The organism is Streptomyces sp. TLI_105, from assembly GCF_900105415.1.
GTDB lineage: Bacteria > Actinomycetota > Actinomycetes > Streptomycetales > Streptomycetaceae > Streptomyces.
Map to the genome: position 1 here is coordinate 656,377 of NZ_FNSM01000001.1, position 12,649 is coordinate 669,025.

General features: G+C 73.2%; 11 protein-coding genes and 1 pseudogene. 3 read left to right on the top strand and 9 right to left on the bottom strand.

The features are described from left to right. Positions 1-167: 167 nt before the first annotated feature. Positions 168-1,376, bottom strand: a complete 1,209-nt coding sequence (locus BLW86_RS03115; protein ID WP_093872575.1) for a serine hydrolase domain-containing protein — start codon at positions 1,374-1,376, stop codon at positions 168-170. A 197-nt stretch (positions 1,377-1,573) separates the two neighbouring features. Here BLW86_RS03115 and BLW86_RS03120 point away from each other — a divergent pair, with 197 nt between their 5' ends. Beyond that, positions 1,574-1,963, top strand: a complete 390-nt coding sequence (locus tag BLW86_RS03120; protein WP_093872576.1) for a hypothetical protein — start codon at positions 1,574-1,576, stop codon at positions 1,961-1,963. Positions 1,964-2,106: 143 nt separating this feature from the next. Further along, positions 2,107-3,498 carry an MFS transporter gene (locus BLW86_RS03125; RefSeq protein ID WP_093872577.1) on the top strand — a complete coding sequence of 464 codons (1,392 nt, stop codon included), beginning with the start codon at positions 2,107-2,109 and terminating at the stop codon, positions 3,496-3,498. A 39-nt stretch (positions 3,499-3,537) separates the two neighbouring features. On the opposite strand, the pseudogene BLW86_RS03130 reads toward BLW86_RS03125, so the two are convergent. From BLW86_RS03130 to BLW86_RS03160, 7 genes and pseudogenes are all read right to left on the bottom strand, one after another. Then, a pseudogene (locus BLW86_RS03130) lies at positions 3,538-4,091 on the bottom strand (ABATE domain-containing protein). A gap of 92 nt (positions 4,092-4,183) precedes the next feature. Further along, positions 4,184-4,678: an SAM-dependent methyltransferase gene (locus BLW86_RS03135; protein ID WP_093878470.1), complete on the bottom strand. Its 495-nt coding sequence runs from the start codon at positions 4,676-4,678 to the stop codon at positions 4,184-4,186. Between the two features lie 198 nt (positions 4,679-4,876). Then, entirely contained in the window at positions 4,877-5,569 is a 693-nt protein-coding gene (locus BLW86_RS03140) for a 4'-phosphopantetheinyl transferase family protein (protein WP_093872578.1), read from the bottom strand. Continuing rightward, complete coding sequence (locus BLW86_RS03145; protein WP_093872579.1) at positions 5,566-6,297, bottom strand: GNAT family N-acetyltransferase; 732 nt, start codon at positions 6,295-6,297, stop codon at positions 5,566-5,568. Before BLW86_RS03145 ends, BLW86_RS03140 begins: the two co-directional genes overlap by 4 nt. Before the next feature lie 248 nt (positions 6,298-6,545). Continuing rightward, entirely contained in the window at positions 6,546-8,195 is a 1,650-nt protein-coding gene (locus tag BLW86_RS03150) for a glycosyl hydrolase family 8 (RefSeq protein ID WP_093872580.1), read from the bottom strand. 108 nt (positions 8,196-8,303) lie between these two features. After that, positions 8,304-9,356 carry an AI-2E family transporter gene (locus BLW86_RS03155; RefSeq protein ID WP_093878471.1) on the bottom strand — a complete coding sequence of 351 codons (1,053 nt, stop codon included), beginning with the start codon at positions 9,354-9,356 and terminating at the stop codon, positions 8,304-8,306. 171 nt (positions 9,357-9,527) lie between these two features. After that, the gene (locus tag BLW86_RS03160; protein ID WP_093872581.1) at positions 9,528-10,337 is read right to left on the bottom strand and encodes a TSUP family transporter; all 810 of its coding nucleotides are present in this window, start codon (positions 10,335-10,337) and stop codon (positions 9,528-9,530) included. An 83-nt stretch (positions 10,338-10,420) separates the two neighbouring features. Between BLW86_RS03160 and BLW86_RS03165 the strand changes: the two genes are divergently transcribed. Then, positions 10,421-11,188 (top strand): AraC family transcriptional regulator, encoded by a 768-nt coding sequence (locus tag BLW86_RS03165; RefSeq protein ID WP_093872582.1) that lies wholly within the window; start codon positions 10,421-10,423, stop codon positions 11,186-11,188. A gap of 53 nt (positions 11,189-11,241) precedes the next feature. On the opposite strand, the gene BLW86_RS03170 is transcribed toward BLW86_RS03165, so the two are convergent. Then, positions 11,242-12,516, bottom strand: coding sequence for a glycoside hydrolase family 16 protein (locus BLW86_RS03170; RefSeq protein WP_093872583.1), 1,275 nt, complete (start codon positions 12,514-12,516; stop codon positions 11,242-11,244). Positions 12,517-12,649 lie beyond the last annotated feature (133 nt).

The window sequence follows — 12,649 nt, forward strand, 5'->3', positions numbered from 1 at the left end:
GGGTGTCGGACACCCCTAGTGTCCCGAGTCGGAGATTCTTGGGTGGTTCTCTCAGCCTCCGGCCTTCGGGCCGACGGTTCCAAGTCGAGCCCCGACCTGGTGAGAAGCGGGCGCGGCCGCCGGTCGATCGAAGCAGAGATCTACCTAAAGACTTCCGACTCAGGACACTAGCGGGGCTGGACCACGCGGTCGTAGACGTGGTCCGGGGTGACGATCGAGGTGATCGCGCGGGCGAGCGGTGTGGACGGCTCCTGGCCCTGGCGGGTGATGTCCGTGTTGATCATGATGACGAGCGTGGCGTCCCGCTCGGGCAGATAGACGGTCACCGTCTCGTACCCCGGGATCGAGCCGTTGTGCCCGATCCAGCCGTTGGCGTCGAAGATGCCGAGGCCGTAGCCGAGGCCGGGGTGGCCGGTCGGCAGCGTCCTGAGCCGCTGCGCCTGTGTCCGGGGGCTGAGCAGCTCGCCGGTGGCGAGGATCTTCGCCCAGCGGCGCAGGTCGTGCATGTCGGAGATCATCGCCCCGGCCGCCCAGGCCCAGCTGGGGTTCCAGTCGGTGGAGTCCACGACCGCGCCGCTGAGCGTCTGGTTGGTGTAGCCGCGGGGGTGCGGCTCGGGGAACTCGGGGCCGGTGGGGAGGAACGTGTGGCGCAGGCGGGCCGGGCGGAGCACGCGGTCGCGGAGGAACTCGGCCAGTGGCCGGCCGCTGACCTTCTCCACCACCAGGCCGAGGAGCAGCAGATTGCTGTTCGAGTACTCGAACTTCGCGCCCGGCGCGAAGGTGTTCTTGTGCCTGAAGCCGTAGGCGAGCGCTTCCTGCGGGGTGAAGGGGCGCTCCGGGTCGCTGAGCAGGTCGTGGAGGAAGTCCGGGTCGGAGGTGTACGGGAAGAGGCCGCTGCGCATCTCGGCGAGGTGACGCAGGGTGATCCGGTGGCCGTTCGGCACTCCGCGGACGTAGCGGTCGATGGGGTCGTCCAGGCGGATCCGGTGGTCGTCGACGAGCTCCAGGAGGGCGGTGACCGTGAAGGTCTTGGTCTCGCTGCCGATGCGGACGAAGCCGTCGGTGGTCATCGGCTCGCGGGTGACCTTGTTCGCGACGCCGGTCGCGCGGACGTAGCTCCCCTTGCCGGGCATCCACAGGCCGACGGCGACGCCGGGGATGCCGGCCTGCCTGCGCACGTCCTCGATGGCCCGGTCGAGCCGGGCGGTGAGCTCGGGGCCGAGTCCACCGGGCGGGCAGTCGTCCTCGCCGTGCCTGACGACGGCGTCGCCGCTCACGGCGTGGACGGCGGCGGCGGGCGTGGCCGTCACGGGGGCCAGCACGGACGCCACGAGCAGCGTCGCGGCGAACAGCCGGCGGGAGGGGGTGCGTCGCATGTCGGGGGTGCCTCTTCCGGGTCACGAGCTCGGGGTCACGGGCTCAGGAGGGGCATCATCACCACCGGGAGCCGGGGCGAGGGCGCTCCGGTCCGGCGCGTGCGCGGCGAGTCCACCCGTACGGGGCCACGGGGGTAACCGGTACGGCCTCAGGACCGGATAATGGCACCCCTGACCACCATGGAGACGAAGGACCGATGACGCTGCAAGAGGGCCTGCGGGTGAAGCTGGCGGTGGACCTCCGGCTGGGCCGGGTCGTCCCGGTGGGCGAGGACCCGGCGGAGGAGGGGGCCGGGGCGGGGTTCCTGGCTCTGGCCGCGGGCGTCGAGGGCACCGTCGAGCGGGTGGACGAGGACCGGCCGCAGAGCCAGGAGGTCCGTGAGTACGAGCGGCTCAAGTCGCTCCTCGACGACTTCGGCGACCAGATGCCTCCGGGCAGCAGGCGGCAACTGGAGGAGCAGGTCGGCTCGCTGGAGCCGGCGTGGACCGCCCACCGGGAACGGAGGCTCCGTCTGACGGTCCGTGTCCGCTTCGACAACGGCTTCGTCCTCGACGACGCGCCCGGAGACCTCTTCACCGCCGCCTGAGCAAGCGCGCTCCTCCTCCCTCCAATCCCTCCAGCGCGCGATTTGCGATATCCGCAAACTTCTTTGCCACTCCTCCTTCCCCGGTCCGAGTCTGGGCGTCGTCCGGTCTCGTCGAAGCCGGTCTCGTCGAAGGGGGAACTCACATGTCCACGGAATCCCTGACCGCCGCTCCACCCGCCCCGCTGAGCTCGCGCCGGCGCTGGACGGTGCTGGTGGTCTGCGCGCTCAGCATGTTCCTGGTCGGCGTCGACTCCACCATCGTCAACGTGGGGCTGCCCGAGATCGGCCGGGGCCTCGACGTGGGCACCCGCGGTCTCGAATGGGTCGTGGACGCGTACACCGTGGTCATGGCCAGTCTGCTCATCGTCTCCGGCGCCCTCGCCGACCGCTTCGGGCGCCGCCGGGCCTTCCGGTGCGGGCTGCTCGTCTTCGGCCTGGCCTCCCTCGTGTGCGCCCTCGCCCCGTCGCTCGGCGTGCTGGTGGCGGCCAGGGCCGTCCAGGGGATCGGCGCCTCGATGCTGAGCCCGGTGGCCCTGGCGATCGTGGTGAACGCGATGCCCGACCCACGCGAACGGGCCCGCGCGATCGGCGTCTGGGCCTCGGTCTTCGGGCTGAGCATGGCGGCGGGCCCGGTCACCGGCGGGGCGCTCATCGCCGCGTTCGGCTGGCGCTCGGTGTTCTGGATCAACGCTCCGGTGGTGGTCCTCGCCCTCGTCCTGGTCGCCCTGTTCGTGCCGGAGTCCCGCGGAGAGCGCGCCCGCCGCCTCGACCTGCCAGGTCAGCTGCTCCTCACCGTGGTGCTGTGCCTCACCGTCGGCCTCCTCATCGAAGGCCCCCGCATCGGCTGGACGTCGCCCGCGGCCCTCACCGGTTACGCGCTGACCGCGGCGGCCACGGCCGGCTTCGTCCGGGTCGAACTCCGGCGCGAGGAGCCCCTGATGGACCTCGGCCTGTTCCGCCGCCCGCCGTTCGTCACGGCGGTGCTCGGCGCGACGGCGGTCTTCGTCGCCCTCAACATGACCCTGCTGCTCAGCACCCTCTACCTCCAGCAGGCCCGCGGCTGGACCCCGCTCGCGACCGGCGCCGCGACCCTGCCCATGGCGCTCGGCGCCACGCTGTGCGCGCCCTGGTCGGGCGCACTGGTGGGCCGCGTCGGGCCCCGGCGCCCGCTGGTCCTCGCGGGCGGGTTCACCGCGGCCGGCGGTCTTTGCCTCATGGGCCTGGACGGCGACACGAGCGTGGGGCGGATCCTGTTCGCCTTCCTGCTGATCGGCATCGGCTTCGGCTTCGCCAACGCCCCCCTGACGAACACCGCGGTCGGCGGCCTGCCGCCGTCGCGGGCCGGAGTGGCGGGGGCGATCACCTCCACCTCGCGGCAGGTCGGCGTGGCGGTCGGCATCGCCGTCGCCGGCGGACTGGTCGCGGGCACCGCCCCGGCCGACCTCCCCGCCGCGACCCGCCCGGGCTGGCTCGTCGTGTCGGCGTGCGGCCTCTTCCTCCTGGCGGCGGCACGCGCCGCGAGACCGAGGACCTGATCGCCCAGCAGGTGGCCCGCGCGTCGTTCCGGGTGACCGTCAGGGCGGGGCGGGACCACCCTCGGCGGTCATGCGCTGTCGCCGGTAGTGGCGAGCCGCTCGGGCGCGGTTTCCGCACGACGGTCTGCACCACTCCTGCCGCCCATGGCTCTTGACGAAGTAGCGCACCCAGCGGGGTGCGGTGCAGGCGCGCGACCGCTCGCGCTGCGGGCCGCTCAGGACGTCGATGGCCGCACGCGCCAGGGCCGCCACCAGGCGCACCCTCACGTCGTTCTCCGCCGACAGCAGACGGGCCAGGGGGCACCCTCCGGCGGCCAGTCCATCTGCGGGACGACCGGTTCACGTGCGGCGACCGTGTGGAGACGGATCAGCGCCCGGTCGGCCGGCATCATCCGTCGGACGTCCGCCGAGCTGGGGGGAGCGGGACCGACCGCCCGGCCGAACAAGGCCCGTACCGCCTGTCGCAGCTCGACGATCTCGGCCCTGAGGCCCTCGTCCGCCGCGAACTCCCCTGCCGGAAGGCTGCCGGCCAGCAGGTCGGCCTGCGCCTGGATCCAGTGCGTCGTCCTGGGCGACGACCGGCGCTTGACCACGCACTACCGCGTCGTGCTCTGCTCCCGCCCGCCGGACCGGGAGAAAGCGTGATCCACCCCTACGCCGTCCCCGGGTTCCCGGCGGCGCTCCCTCAGTAGTAGTGGCGCATGATCTCGTCGGCCCAGGCGGGCTGCGTGGTGGGGCCCTGGGGGCCGAACTCCGTCATGTACGGCTTGATGTCGAGGACCGGCGTGCCGTCGACCGCGTCCAGGCCCCGCACATGGAGGTCCAGACCGTCCGTGCGGATCAGGCGGCAGCGGGAGACGCCGAGGCGGTTGGGGCGGTTCTTGCCGCGCTGGGCGAAGATCCCGACCAGCGGCCACTCCTCGTTGCCGCGCGGGTGCCGGGCCCCGGTCTCGACGGCGTCGGGGCTCACCCGGTCGAAGTGGTAGACGACCTCCAGGTGGGAGAAGGCGTCCAGACCGGCCAGCGCCTCGGGGCCGAAGGCCTCCGCGTCGAGGCGGACGACCGACTCGACGCCCCCCCACTCGTCGTCCCGCACCTCGCCCCGCCCGCCGACGACGCGTCCCACGGCGCGGGAGACGATCGCGCCAGGGGTGTGCTCGGTGTTCTCCGTGCTCTCCATGTGCTCCGTGTGCTCCTGCGCCATGGGGTCCTCGTTCTCTCGCCGGTCGTGGCCGCGCCTCCGACGAGGCGGACCGGGGGCACGCTACCCCGTGGCCGGGGCCCGTCAGAGGACGGGCCCGTGGGCCGAGTTCGGGTTCTGGCGTGGTGGTCGCCAGGCCGTGAGTCCCGCCGTGCGCGCCCCGCGGCGGGTTCTCGTTCACGTCCGGGACAGGACGATCGCGGTGAGTATCACTCCCTCGCGCACGAGCCAGCGTCCGGTGAAGTGGTCCCGCCGGACGTGGCCGGTCACCGGGCCGGGGACGAGGAGCCGGGCGGTGAACGTGCCCGTGTGCGCCGACGGGTGCGGGCCCGTGCCGGCCGGAGTCGACTCGAAGTCGACGGACGCCTCGTCGAATCCGAGCTCCCTGCGGGTCAGCGGGTACCAGGTCTTGAAGACGCTCTCCTTCGCGCTGAACAGCAGCCGCTCCCAGGGGACGTCCGGCGTGCGGGCGGTCAGCGCCTGCAGGTGACGCCGCTCCCCGGGCAGCGACACGCCCTCCAGGACCCCTTCGGGCAGGGGCGCCGCCGGTTCCGCGTCGATGCCGATCGACAGGACGTCCGTCGTCCTGGCCAGGGCCGCGGCCCTGTACCCCGCGCAGTGCGTCATGCTTCCGGTCACGCCGTGCGGCCAGCGCGGCTCCCCGCGCGTCCCCGGCGTGAGGGGCGTCTCGGGGAGGCCGAGGCGGCGCAACGCGAGCCGTGCGCACAGCCGTACGGTGGCGAACTCGCGCTGTCGACCGACGACCGCGCGGGCGACGGCGGCGGCCTCCTCGGGGAAGAGCGTGACGGGTTCCGTGTCGTCACGCCGCCAGGCGGAGGCGACGGCGTCCGGCAGCAGTTCCGCGATCATTCGGCGCGCTCCCCGGCCTCTTCGGTGGCGACCTCTTCGGTGGCGACCTCTTCGGTGGCGCGTTCCCACGCGCGCAGGAGTTCGCTCGGCAGCCGGCCGCGGTCCGGTATGTCGAAGCCCTGGGACCGGCCCCACGCCCGGAGTTCGTTCGAGGAGATCCCACCGGGGCCCATGACCGGTAGCGCGGGGGGCGTCGGGGGCGGTGTGATCCAGTACCGGCGCTTCGTCCCGAAGGCGGTCGTCCGGACGTCCTCCAGGACGCCGCCGTTGCGTTCGATCGTCCGGGCGGAGCCGGAGTTGTCCTCGTCGCAGGTGACCAGGACACGGTCGAGGCCCAAGCCCCGCGCCTTGGTGAGGAGTTCGCCCAGGGCCCAGGTCGCCACGCCCCGGCGCCGGGCGGACGGCCGCACGCTGTAGCCGATGTGGCCGCCGGCGCCGAGGAGGAAGTCGTCGAGCGAGTGCCGCAGTTCGGCGGCGCCGAGACAGGTGTCGCCGTCGACGATCCACAGGTACGTGGCGTGGACGCGACCCGGGGCGGCGGGCACCGTCGCGTCGCCCTGACCGCGCAGCCTCTCCACCCAGGCCGCGAAGGCGTCCGGCCGGTCGAGTCCGCCGTCCGGGGCGAGCCGGAGTCCCGCGCCGTCCTGTTGCGCGTCGGCGGGCCACTCGTCGTACGCCTCCGTCCAGGAGGCATGCAGTCGGGCGGTGGGTGTGATCAGTGCCAGCATGGCCGCGACAGTACCGCTCCCGACCGACACTCCCACCGGTCGGCCCCGCCCCGGGAAGCCGTGCCACCCACCGTCGCCCCGCCCCGGAAGGCCGTGCTACCCACCGTCGGCCCCGCGCCCCTGCACCGCGGCGCCGTCGGGGAGTTCGTACGCTCCGTCTCCCCGACGGCGTCACCGGTCCCGGTGCCCGTTCGGCCGCCGCCCTGAGTGGCCGCCTCAGGGCCCTGTCCGTGCGGCCGGACGTCCCGCTACGGGACCCAGTGGTTGCCCGAGGCCGTGATCATGACCTGGAGCTGGATGCTGGCCGAGAAGTAGCTGCTCGTGTCGACCGGGGTCGCCACCATCTTGTTCCACAGGGCGTCCAGCCAGGCCTGGCTGCCCGGGTCGGTCATGGCCGCCACCGCGAAGGGGGCGAAGAAGGCGGCCTCGCTGCCCGAGGAGATCTGGGTGCCGTTGAGCTTGTAGCCGATGGCGATCTTGTTCGGGTCGCCGCCCGTCTTCGTCTTGATCCAGCCGTTGAGCTTCCGGGCGGCGGCGAGGGACGTGGCGTCGCCGCTGGTCACCGCGTCGTCGGCGATGCGCCAGGGCGTACGGCAGGCGTTCCACCAGTAGGAGCCGTCGTTGGGGTCCTCCAGGACCTGGCCCGGGGCGGGCTTGGGCGTGGTGTTCGTGTCGACGACGAAGTCGGGCAGGAGTCCGGTGCCGGAGGCGTAGGTGGACTGGAGGCGGGAGATCTGCGTCTGGTGCGCGCTGCGGACCGCGTCCCAGGTGGTGTCGCCCGAGGCCGCGCGGAAGGCGCGGAAGTGGTCGACCATCCAGTCCGAGGTGCGGGTGATGTAGTAGTACTGGTCGCCCGAGCTGCTCCAGTCGCCGAGCTTCAGGAGTTTGGTCGTCGCGTTGACCTCGTCCTTCTTGATGGCGGCGATGTGCTTGAGCGCGAGGTCCTTGTAGTTGTACGTGCCGGTGCTGCCCCACTGCTTGTCGGCGAGGAGCAGGCCGTAGGCGACGTCCATGTCTCCGTCGGTGGCGCCGTCTCCGCCGTTGACGCTCTTGCAGGCGGTGTCCTGTTCGGCGGCGAGGAGGTTCGGGTTGACGGAGGAGGGGTGGTCGATCTTCCACTTCACGAGGCCGTCGAAGATCTTCTTGGCGTCCGGGTCGGCGCCCGCCATGGTGGCGGTGACGACCATGCCGTAGCCCTGGGCCTCGGCGACGTAGGGGTGGTCGGCGTCGGGCGAGATGATCTGGTACCAGCCGTTGCCGCAGTTCTGCCGGACGAAGGCGGCCTTCCACCGGTTGTAGTAGTCGACGACCTTCTGGTCGAGGGCGGACTGCGTGCCGGAGGGCTTCAGGATGCCGGCGGCGTAGGGCTTGAGGTGGCTGCCGAAGGGGACGGCCGGTCCGCCGCCGCCCCCGCCGGTGCCAGTGGGTGCGCCGTACACCTGGAACTCCCAGAGGGAGTAGCCGTACGGCGTGCCGCGGCCCGTGCCGTACATCCGGACGTACCGGCCGCTGCCGGAGACCGTGAGGTCGTCGGTCGCCCCGTCACCGGCGGTGGTGGAGTAGACGTCGGTCCAGGTCGACCCGTCGGCGGAGGTCTGGATGCGGTACGCCTTGCCGTACGCGGCCTCCCAGTCGAGCTTCACCCGGGAGATCGTGTGGTTCGCGCCGAGGTCGATCCGTATCCACTGCGGGTCGACCCCCTCGACGCTCGCCCAGCGGGTGGCCGTGCTGCCGTCCACCGCGAGGCCGGGCCCGAAGGCCGAGGTCTCGACGGACGAGGCCGTCGCCGCCTTTCCGCCGGACACCAGGCCGTCGGCGGCCTGCGCCTGCGGCATGACCGTCAGGGGCACCGCCAGCAGACCCGCGAGCCCGAGAAGCGAGACGCTTCGTCGACGCATGTCAACTCCCTTTCCCTCCATGGCCAATGGTTAGGAAATATTCCTAACCATTGGCGGGGAGAGTAGAGAGGCCGCACCTCCGGCGCAAGACCCCGTGCACGGGCGGACTCAGGTGCGCGCGTCCCGGAGTGCCGTGCGGACCGCCCACACCACCGACACCAGCGGCACCGCCACCACCGCGCCCACGACACCCGCGGCGATCGAACCCGCGACGACCGAGATGGCCACCACCAGCGGGTGGAGCCGCACCGCCCAGCTCATGACCAGCGGATGGAGCAGGTGCCCCTCGATCTGACCGATGATCACGATCAGGGCGATGACGATGCCCGCCACCAGCGGGCCCTTGGAGGCGAGGGCCACGACGGCGGCGATCGCGAGGGCGATCGGCGAGCCGATGAGCGGGACGAAGGCGGCGAAGAACTCCAGGAGGGCGAGGGGCACCGCCAGCGGGACCCCGAGGGCCCAGAGGGCGATGCCGACGAGCACGGCGTTCGTCCCGGCCACCAGGACGATGCCGTGCGTGTAGCCGGTGAAGGTGCGCCAGGCCGCGCGCCCGCCGATGCCCACCCGGCCGCGCACCGACCTCGGCAGCTGCTCCTGGAACCAGGACCAGTGCCGGTCCCCCGAGTGGATGAAGAACACCGAGGAGAACAGGCCGAGGGCCAGCGTGGCGAGGACGGCGGCGACGTGGCCGGCTCCGCTCACCGCCGTGCTGAGCAGGGCCGACCGGTGGCTGGAGAGGTACTCCCCGATCCTGGACTGCACTCCGGAGAGCGTGTCGGGGTCGAGGCGGAACGGCGGCCGCTCCAGCCAGTCCTCGATCCGCCCGACGCCCACCCGGAACTCGCGCACGAGCGTCGTCCGCTCCCCCACGACCGCCTCGCCGACCAGCGCGAGCACCCCGAGGACGAGCACGATGCTGCCGATCAGGGTGAGGGCGACGGCCAGCGGGCGGGGCAGCAGCCGGGCGACCAGGTCGGCGACGGGCCGGAGCAGCGCGGTGATCACCAGGCCCAGGAAGACGGCCACCCCGATCTCGTGGAAGCGCCCGAGCACCGCGAACAGGCTGTAGACGAGGAGGCCGACGGCGAGCAGCCGCCACGCGTAGGCGGCGGCCGTACGGAGGAAGGGGGAGACCGTCGGGGGTGTGCCTGGCTGCATGGGCATCGACGTACCACCGTCGGCTCACGGCACCACCCCCGAGGCCCCGGATTCGCCCGACCCGGGCGCGGCATTCGGCCGTCCGGCGAGTGCGGGTGCGTGGCGCGGCGCCTCCCGGGGGTCTCCGGCGCCGCCCCGGCTCCCTGCTCCGGTCCGCCGGGGCCGGCGGGCTCAGCCGCCGGTGAGCAGCATCGCGAGGGCCACCAGGCCGAGCAGCGCGAGGTACGCGCCCGCGTGGACCCGGTCCGGGATCCGGGGCGGGCGGCGGCGGAGGACGGCGATGACCGGCAGGGCCCCCAGGAGCAGTGCCCCCGCCGCGGACGGGTCGACCAGGCCGACCAGGCCGGTGCCGGTCGCGGTGGCGGCCGGGGGCGGGGAGGCGGCGAGGGAGACCGCGACGGCCGGGAGCGCCACGGCGAGGGTGAGCGGGTTGGCCAGCGCGGTCGCGATCCGCATGGGGTGACCGGCCCGGCGCATGGCGGGGACGGTCATCACGCTGCCGCCGACGCCGAGGAAGGCGGCGATCGCGCCGATCGGGGCGCCGGCGGTGGCCGGCAGCGGCCGCGGGGCCCGCGCCGGCTCCGCGGCCGGCGGGGTCGCGGTGCGGAGGAAGCCGGGGCGGAGCAGCAGGTCGAGGGCGGTCAGGGCGGTGTACGCGACGAACGCCCAGCGGGCGAGGGCCGGCGGGGCGAAGCGGGACGCGTACGCCCCGGCGCAGGCGCCCGCCGCGAGCAGGGGCAGCAGCGCGCCGCTGCCGCGCAGGGCGAGGAGCACGGGCCGTGGGGTGACGGCCGTGGCGAAGGCGGCGTTCACGACCATCACCAGGGCCGAGGTGGCGGTGGCCACCGGGAGGGCCGCCGTGCCGAGGGCGGCGTCCGCCCACACCACGACCGGGACCGCCACGAACCCGCCGCCGAACCCGAACAAGACCGTCGTCGCTCCGGTGAGGAGCCCGATCGCCATCAGTGTCACCACGTCCATGGGTCAAGATCACCAGGTGGTCCGGGGGCCCGCATGCGATGGTCGGCAGGATTCCTTCGCGTCTCGGCCGGTACGGTGGGCCGGTGAAGAACATCCCGCTGGACGACGTCGACCACCTCGACCGGGCGGTGCTGCCGATCGGCACCGACTACGCGGCGGGACAGGTCCTGGACTGGCACGAGCACCGGCGGGCGCAGTTCCTCTACGGGGCGACCGGCGTCATGGTCGTCGAGCCCGCCGACGGCACGTGGACGGTCCCGCCCGAGCGGGCGGTCCTGATCCCGGCCGCCACTCCGCACCGGGTCCGGATGCTGGGCGTGAGCACCCGCAGCCTGTACGTGGAGCCGGGCGCCGTCCCGTGGTGGCCGGCCCGCTGCACGGTGGTGGACGTGCCGCCGCTGCTGCGCGAACTGCTGCTCGCGGCGGTCGAGTTCCCGCCCGACTACAGCCTGTCGGGGCGGGAGGGGGCCGTCGCGACGCTGCTGCTGCACGAGATCGCCGCGCGCTCCCCGCTCCCCTTCCACGTCGCGCTCCCCGCCTCCGGCGACCTCGCGGCCCTGTGCCGGGAGTACCTGGCCGCCCCGGACGCCGCCGTCACCAACACAGACTGGGCGGCGAGGTCCGCGCTGAGCGAGCGGGCGTTCACCCGGCGCTTCCGCGCGGAGACGGGCGAGAGCCCGGCCGTCTGGCGGTCCCGTGCCCGGCTCCTCGCGGCCGTGCCCCTGCTGCGCACCGCGACGGTCACCGAGGTCTCGGGCCGGCTCGGGTACGCCTCTCCGGCGGCGTTCACGGCCGCGTTCACGCGGGCGTTCGGCACGCCGCCGTCCCGCTTCTCGGCGGGCCGGGGCTGACGTCCCCGGCCGCACGACACGTCAGAAGGGCGCACCGAGCGGCTCGAACCCGCTCAACGGGTCACCGTCCACTTCTGGTTGGCGCCGCCGGAGCAGGTCCAGATCTGGAGCCTGGTGCCGTTGGCGGAGCTGTTGCCGGTGGCGTCCAGGCACTTGCCGGACTGCGGGTTCACCACGTCCCGGGCGGAGTTGGCGGTCCAGCGCTGGGCGCCCGTGCCGTTGCACTCCCACAGTTGGACGGGGGTGCCGTCGGCCGTGCCGGCGGAGGTGACGTCGAGGCACTTGCCGAGCGCGCGGACGGTTCCGTCGGCCGCGAGGGTCCACTGCTGGGCGGCGGTCCCGTTGCAGTCGTGGAGCTGGACGGGGGTGCCGTTCGCGGTGTTCGCGCCGGCCACGTCGACGCATGCGCCGCCGATGCCCGTGATCGGTCCGGCGGTGGCGGGGGCGTCGGCGGTGGTGACGCGGACGTGGTCGACGACGAGCTGCTTCGGGAAGGCGGTGGAGCCGTCCGGGTCGCCGGGCCAGTAGCCGCCGACGGCGAGGTTGAGGATGAGGAAGAAGGGCTTGTCGAAGACCCAGGTCCGGCCGCCGAGGTCGGCGGGCGTACGGGTCTGGTAGACCGTCCCGTCCACGGACCAGCTGATCAGGTTGGGCGACCAGTCCACGGCGAAGGTGTGGAAGGCGTCGGCGAAGGCCTGCCCGCCGGGCAGGGTGTAGGGGACGCCGATGCCTCCGGAGCCGGAGTAACCGGGACCGTGCAGGGTGCCGTGCACGGTGGACGGTTCGAAGCCGACGTTCTCCATGACGTCGATCTCGCCCGAGTTCGGCCAGCCGGCCTGGCCGATGTCGTTGCCGAGCATCCAGAAGGCGGGCCACATGCCCTGGCCGCGCGGCACCTTCATGCGGGCTTCGACGTGCCCGTACTTCGTGGTGAACCTGCCGGCGGTGTTGAGCCTGGCGGAGGTGTACTCGCAGCGCCCGTACCAGCACGGGTAGTTGCCCGGGTTCTCCTTGCGGGCGGTGATCACCAGGTGGCCCTGGCCGTCGAGCGCGGCGTTGGCGTTGCCTGCCGTGTAGTACTGGCGCTCGTGGTTGCTGACGTTGTCGCCGGTCTCGGTCTGCCACCGCGTGCCGTCGACGGCGGAGCCGGCGGGGCCGTCGAAGTCGTCGGAGAAGGTGACGGCGGCCGTCCCGGCCACGGGCCGGAGCGCTTCACGCGGCTGCGGGGCCGGGCCGAGCGCCGCGACGGCCAGGGCGAGCGCGAGGGCCGTCAGGGCGGAGGACAGGGCGCGCGGTCGTGAGCGCAGTCGTGAGCGGGAGGAGGTCATGGGGCTCTCTTCCGTCGGCTGTGGGGGGTGCGGCAGGAGGGTCCACTTCGCCGCCCCCATGATTTAAGGAGTGAGGGAAGGGGCCGTCAAGACATGTGACGCCCCTTCCGAATCCCTTCCGACTTCCTTTTCC

What these genes read in the sequence shown, in the direction of transcription:
- BLW86_RS03115 (WP_093872575.1), bottom strand. Translation starts at nt 1,376, where the DNA reads ATGCGACGCACCCCCTCCCGCCGGCTGTTCGCCGCGACGCTGCTCGTG.
- BLW86_RS03120 (WP_093872576.1), top strand. Translation starts at nt 1,574, where the DNA reads ATGACGCTGCAAGAGGGCCTGCGGGTGAAGCTGGCGGTGGACCTCCGG.
- BLW86_RS03125 (WP_093872577.1), top strand. Translation starts at nt 2,107, where the DNA reads ATGTCCACGGAATCCCTGACCGCCGCTCCACCCGCCCCGCTGAGCTCG.
- BLW86_RS03135 (WP_093878470.1), bottom strand. Translation starts at nt 4,678, where the DNA reads ATGGAGAGCACGGAGAACACCGAGCACACCCCTGGCGCGATCGTCTCC.
- BLW86_RS03140 (WP_093872578.1), bottom strand. Translation starts at nt 5,569, where the DNA reads ATGATCGCGGAACTGCTGCCGGACGCCGTCGCCTCCGCCTGGCGGCGT.
- BLW86_RS03145 (WP_093872579.1), bottom strand. Translation starts at nt 6,297, where the DNA reads ATGCTGGCACTGATCACACCCACCGCCCGACTGCATGCCTCCTGGACG.
- BLW86_RS03150 (WP_093872580.1), bottom strand. Translation starts at nt 8,195, where the DNA reads ATGCGTCGACGAAGCGTCTCGCTTCTCGGGCTCGCGGGTCTGCTGGCG.
- BLW86_RS03155 (WP_093878471.1), bottom strand. Translation starts at nt 9,356, where the DNA reads ATGCAGCCAGGCACACCCCCGACGGTCTCCCCCTTCCTCCGTACGGCC.
- BLW86_RS03160 (WP_093872581.1), bottom strand. Translation starts at nt 10,337, where the DNA reads ATGGACGTGGTGACACTGATGGCGATCGGGCTCCTCACCGGAGCGACG.
- BLW86_RS03170 (WP_093872583.1), bottom strand. Translation starts at nt 12,516, where the DNA reads ATGACCTCCTCCCGCTCACGACTGCGCTCACGACCGCGCGCCCTGTCC.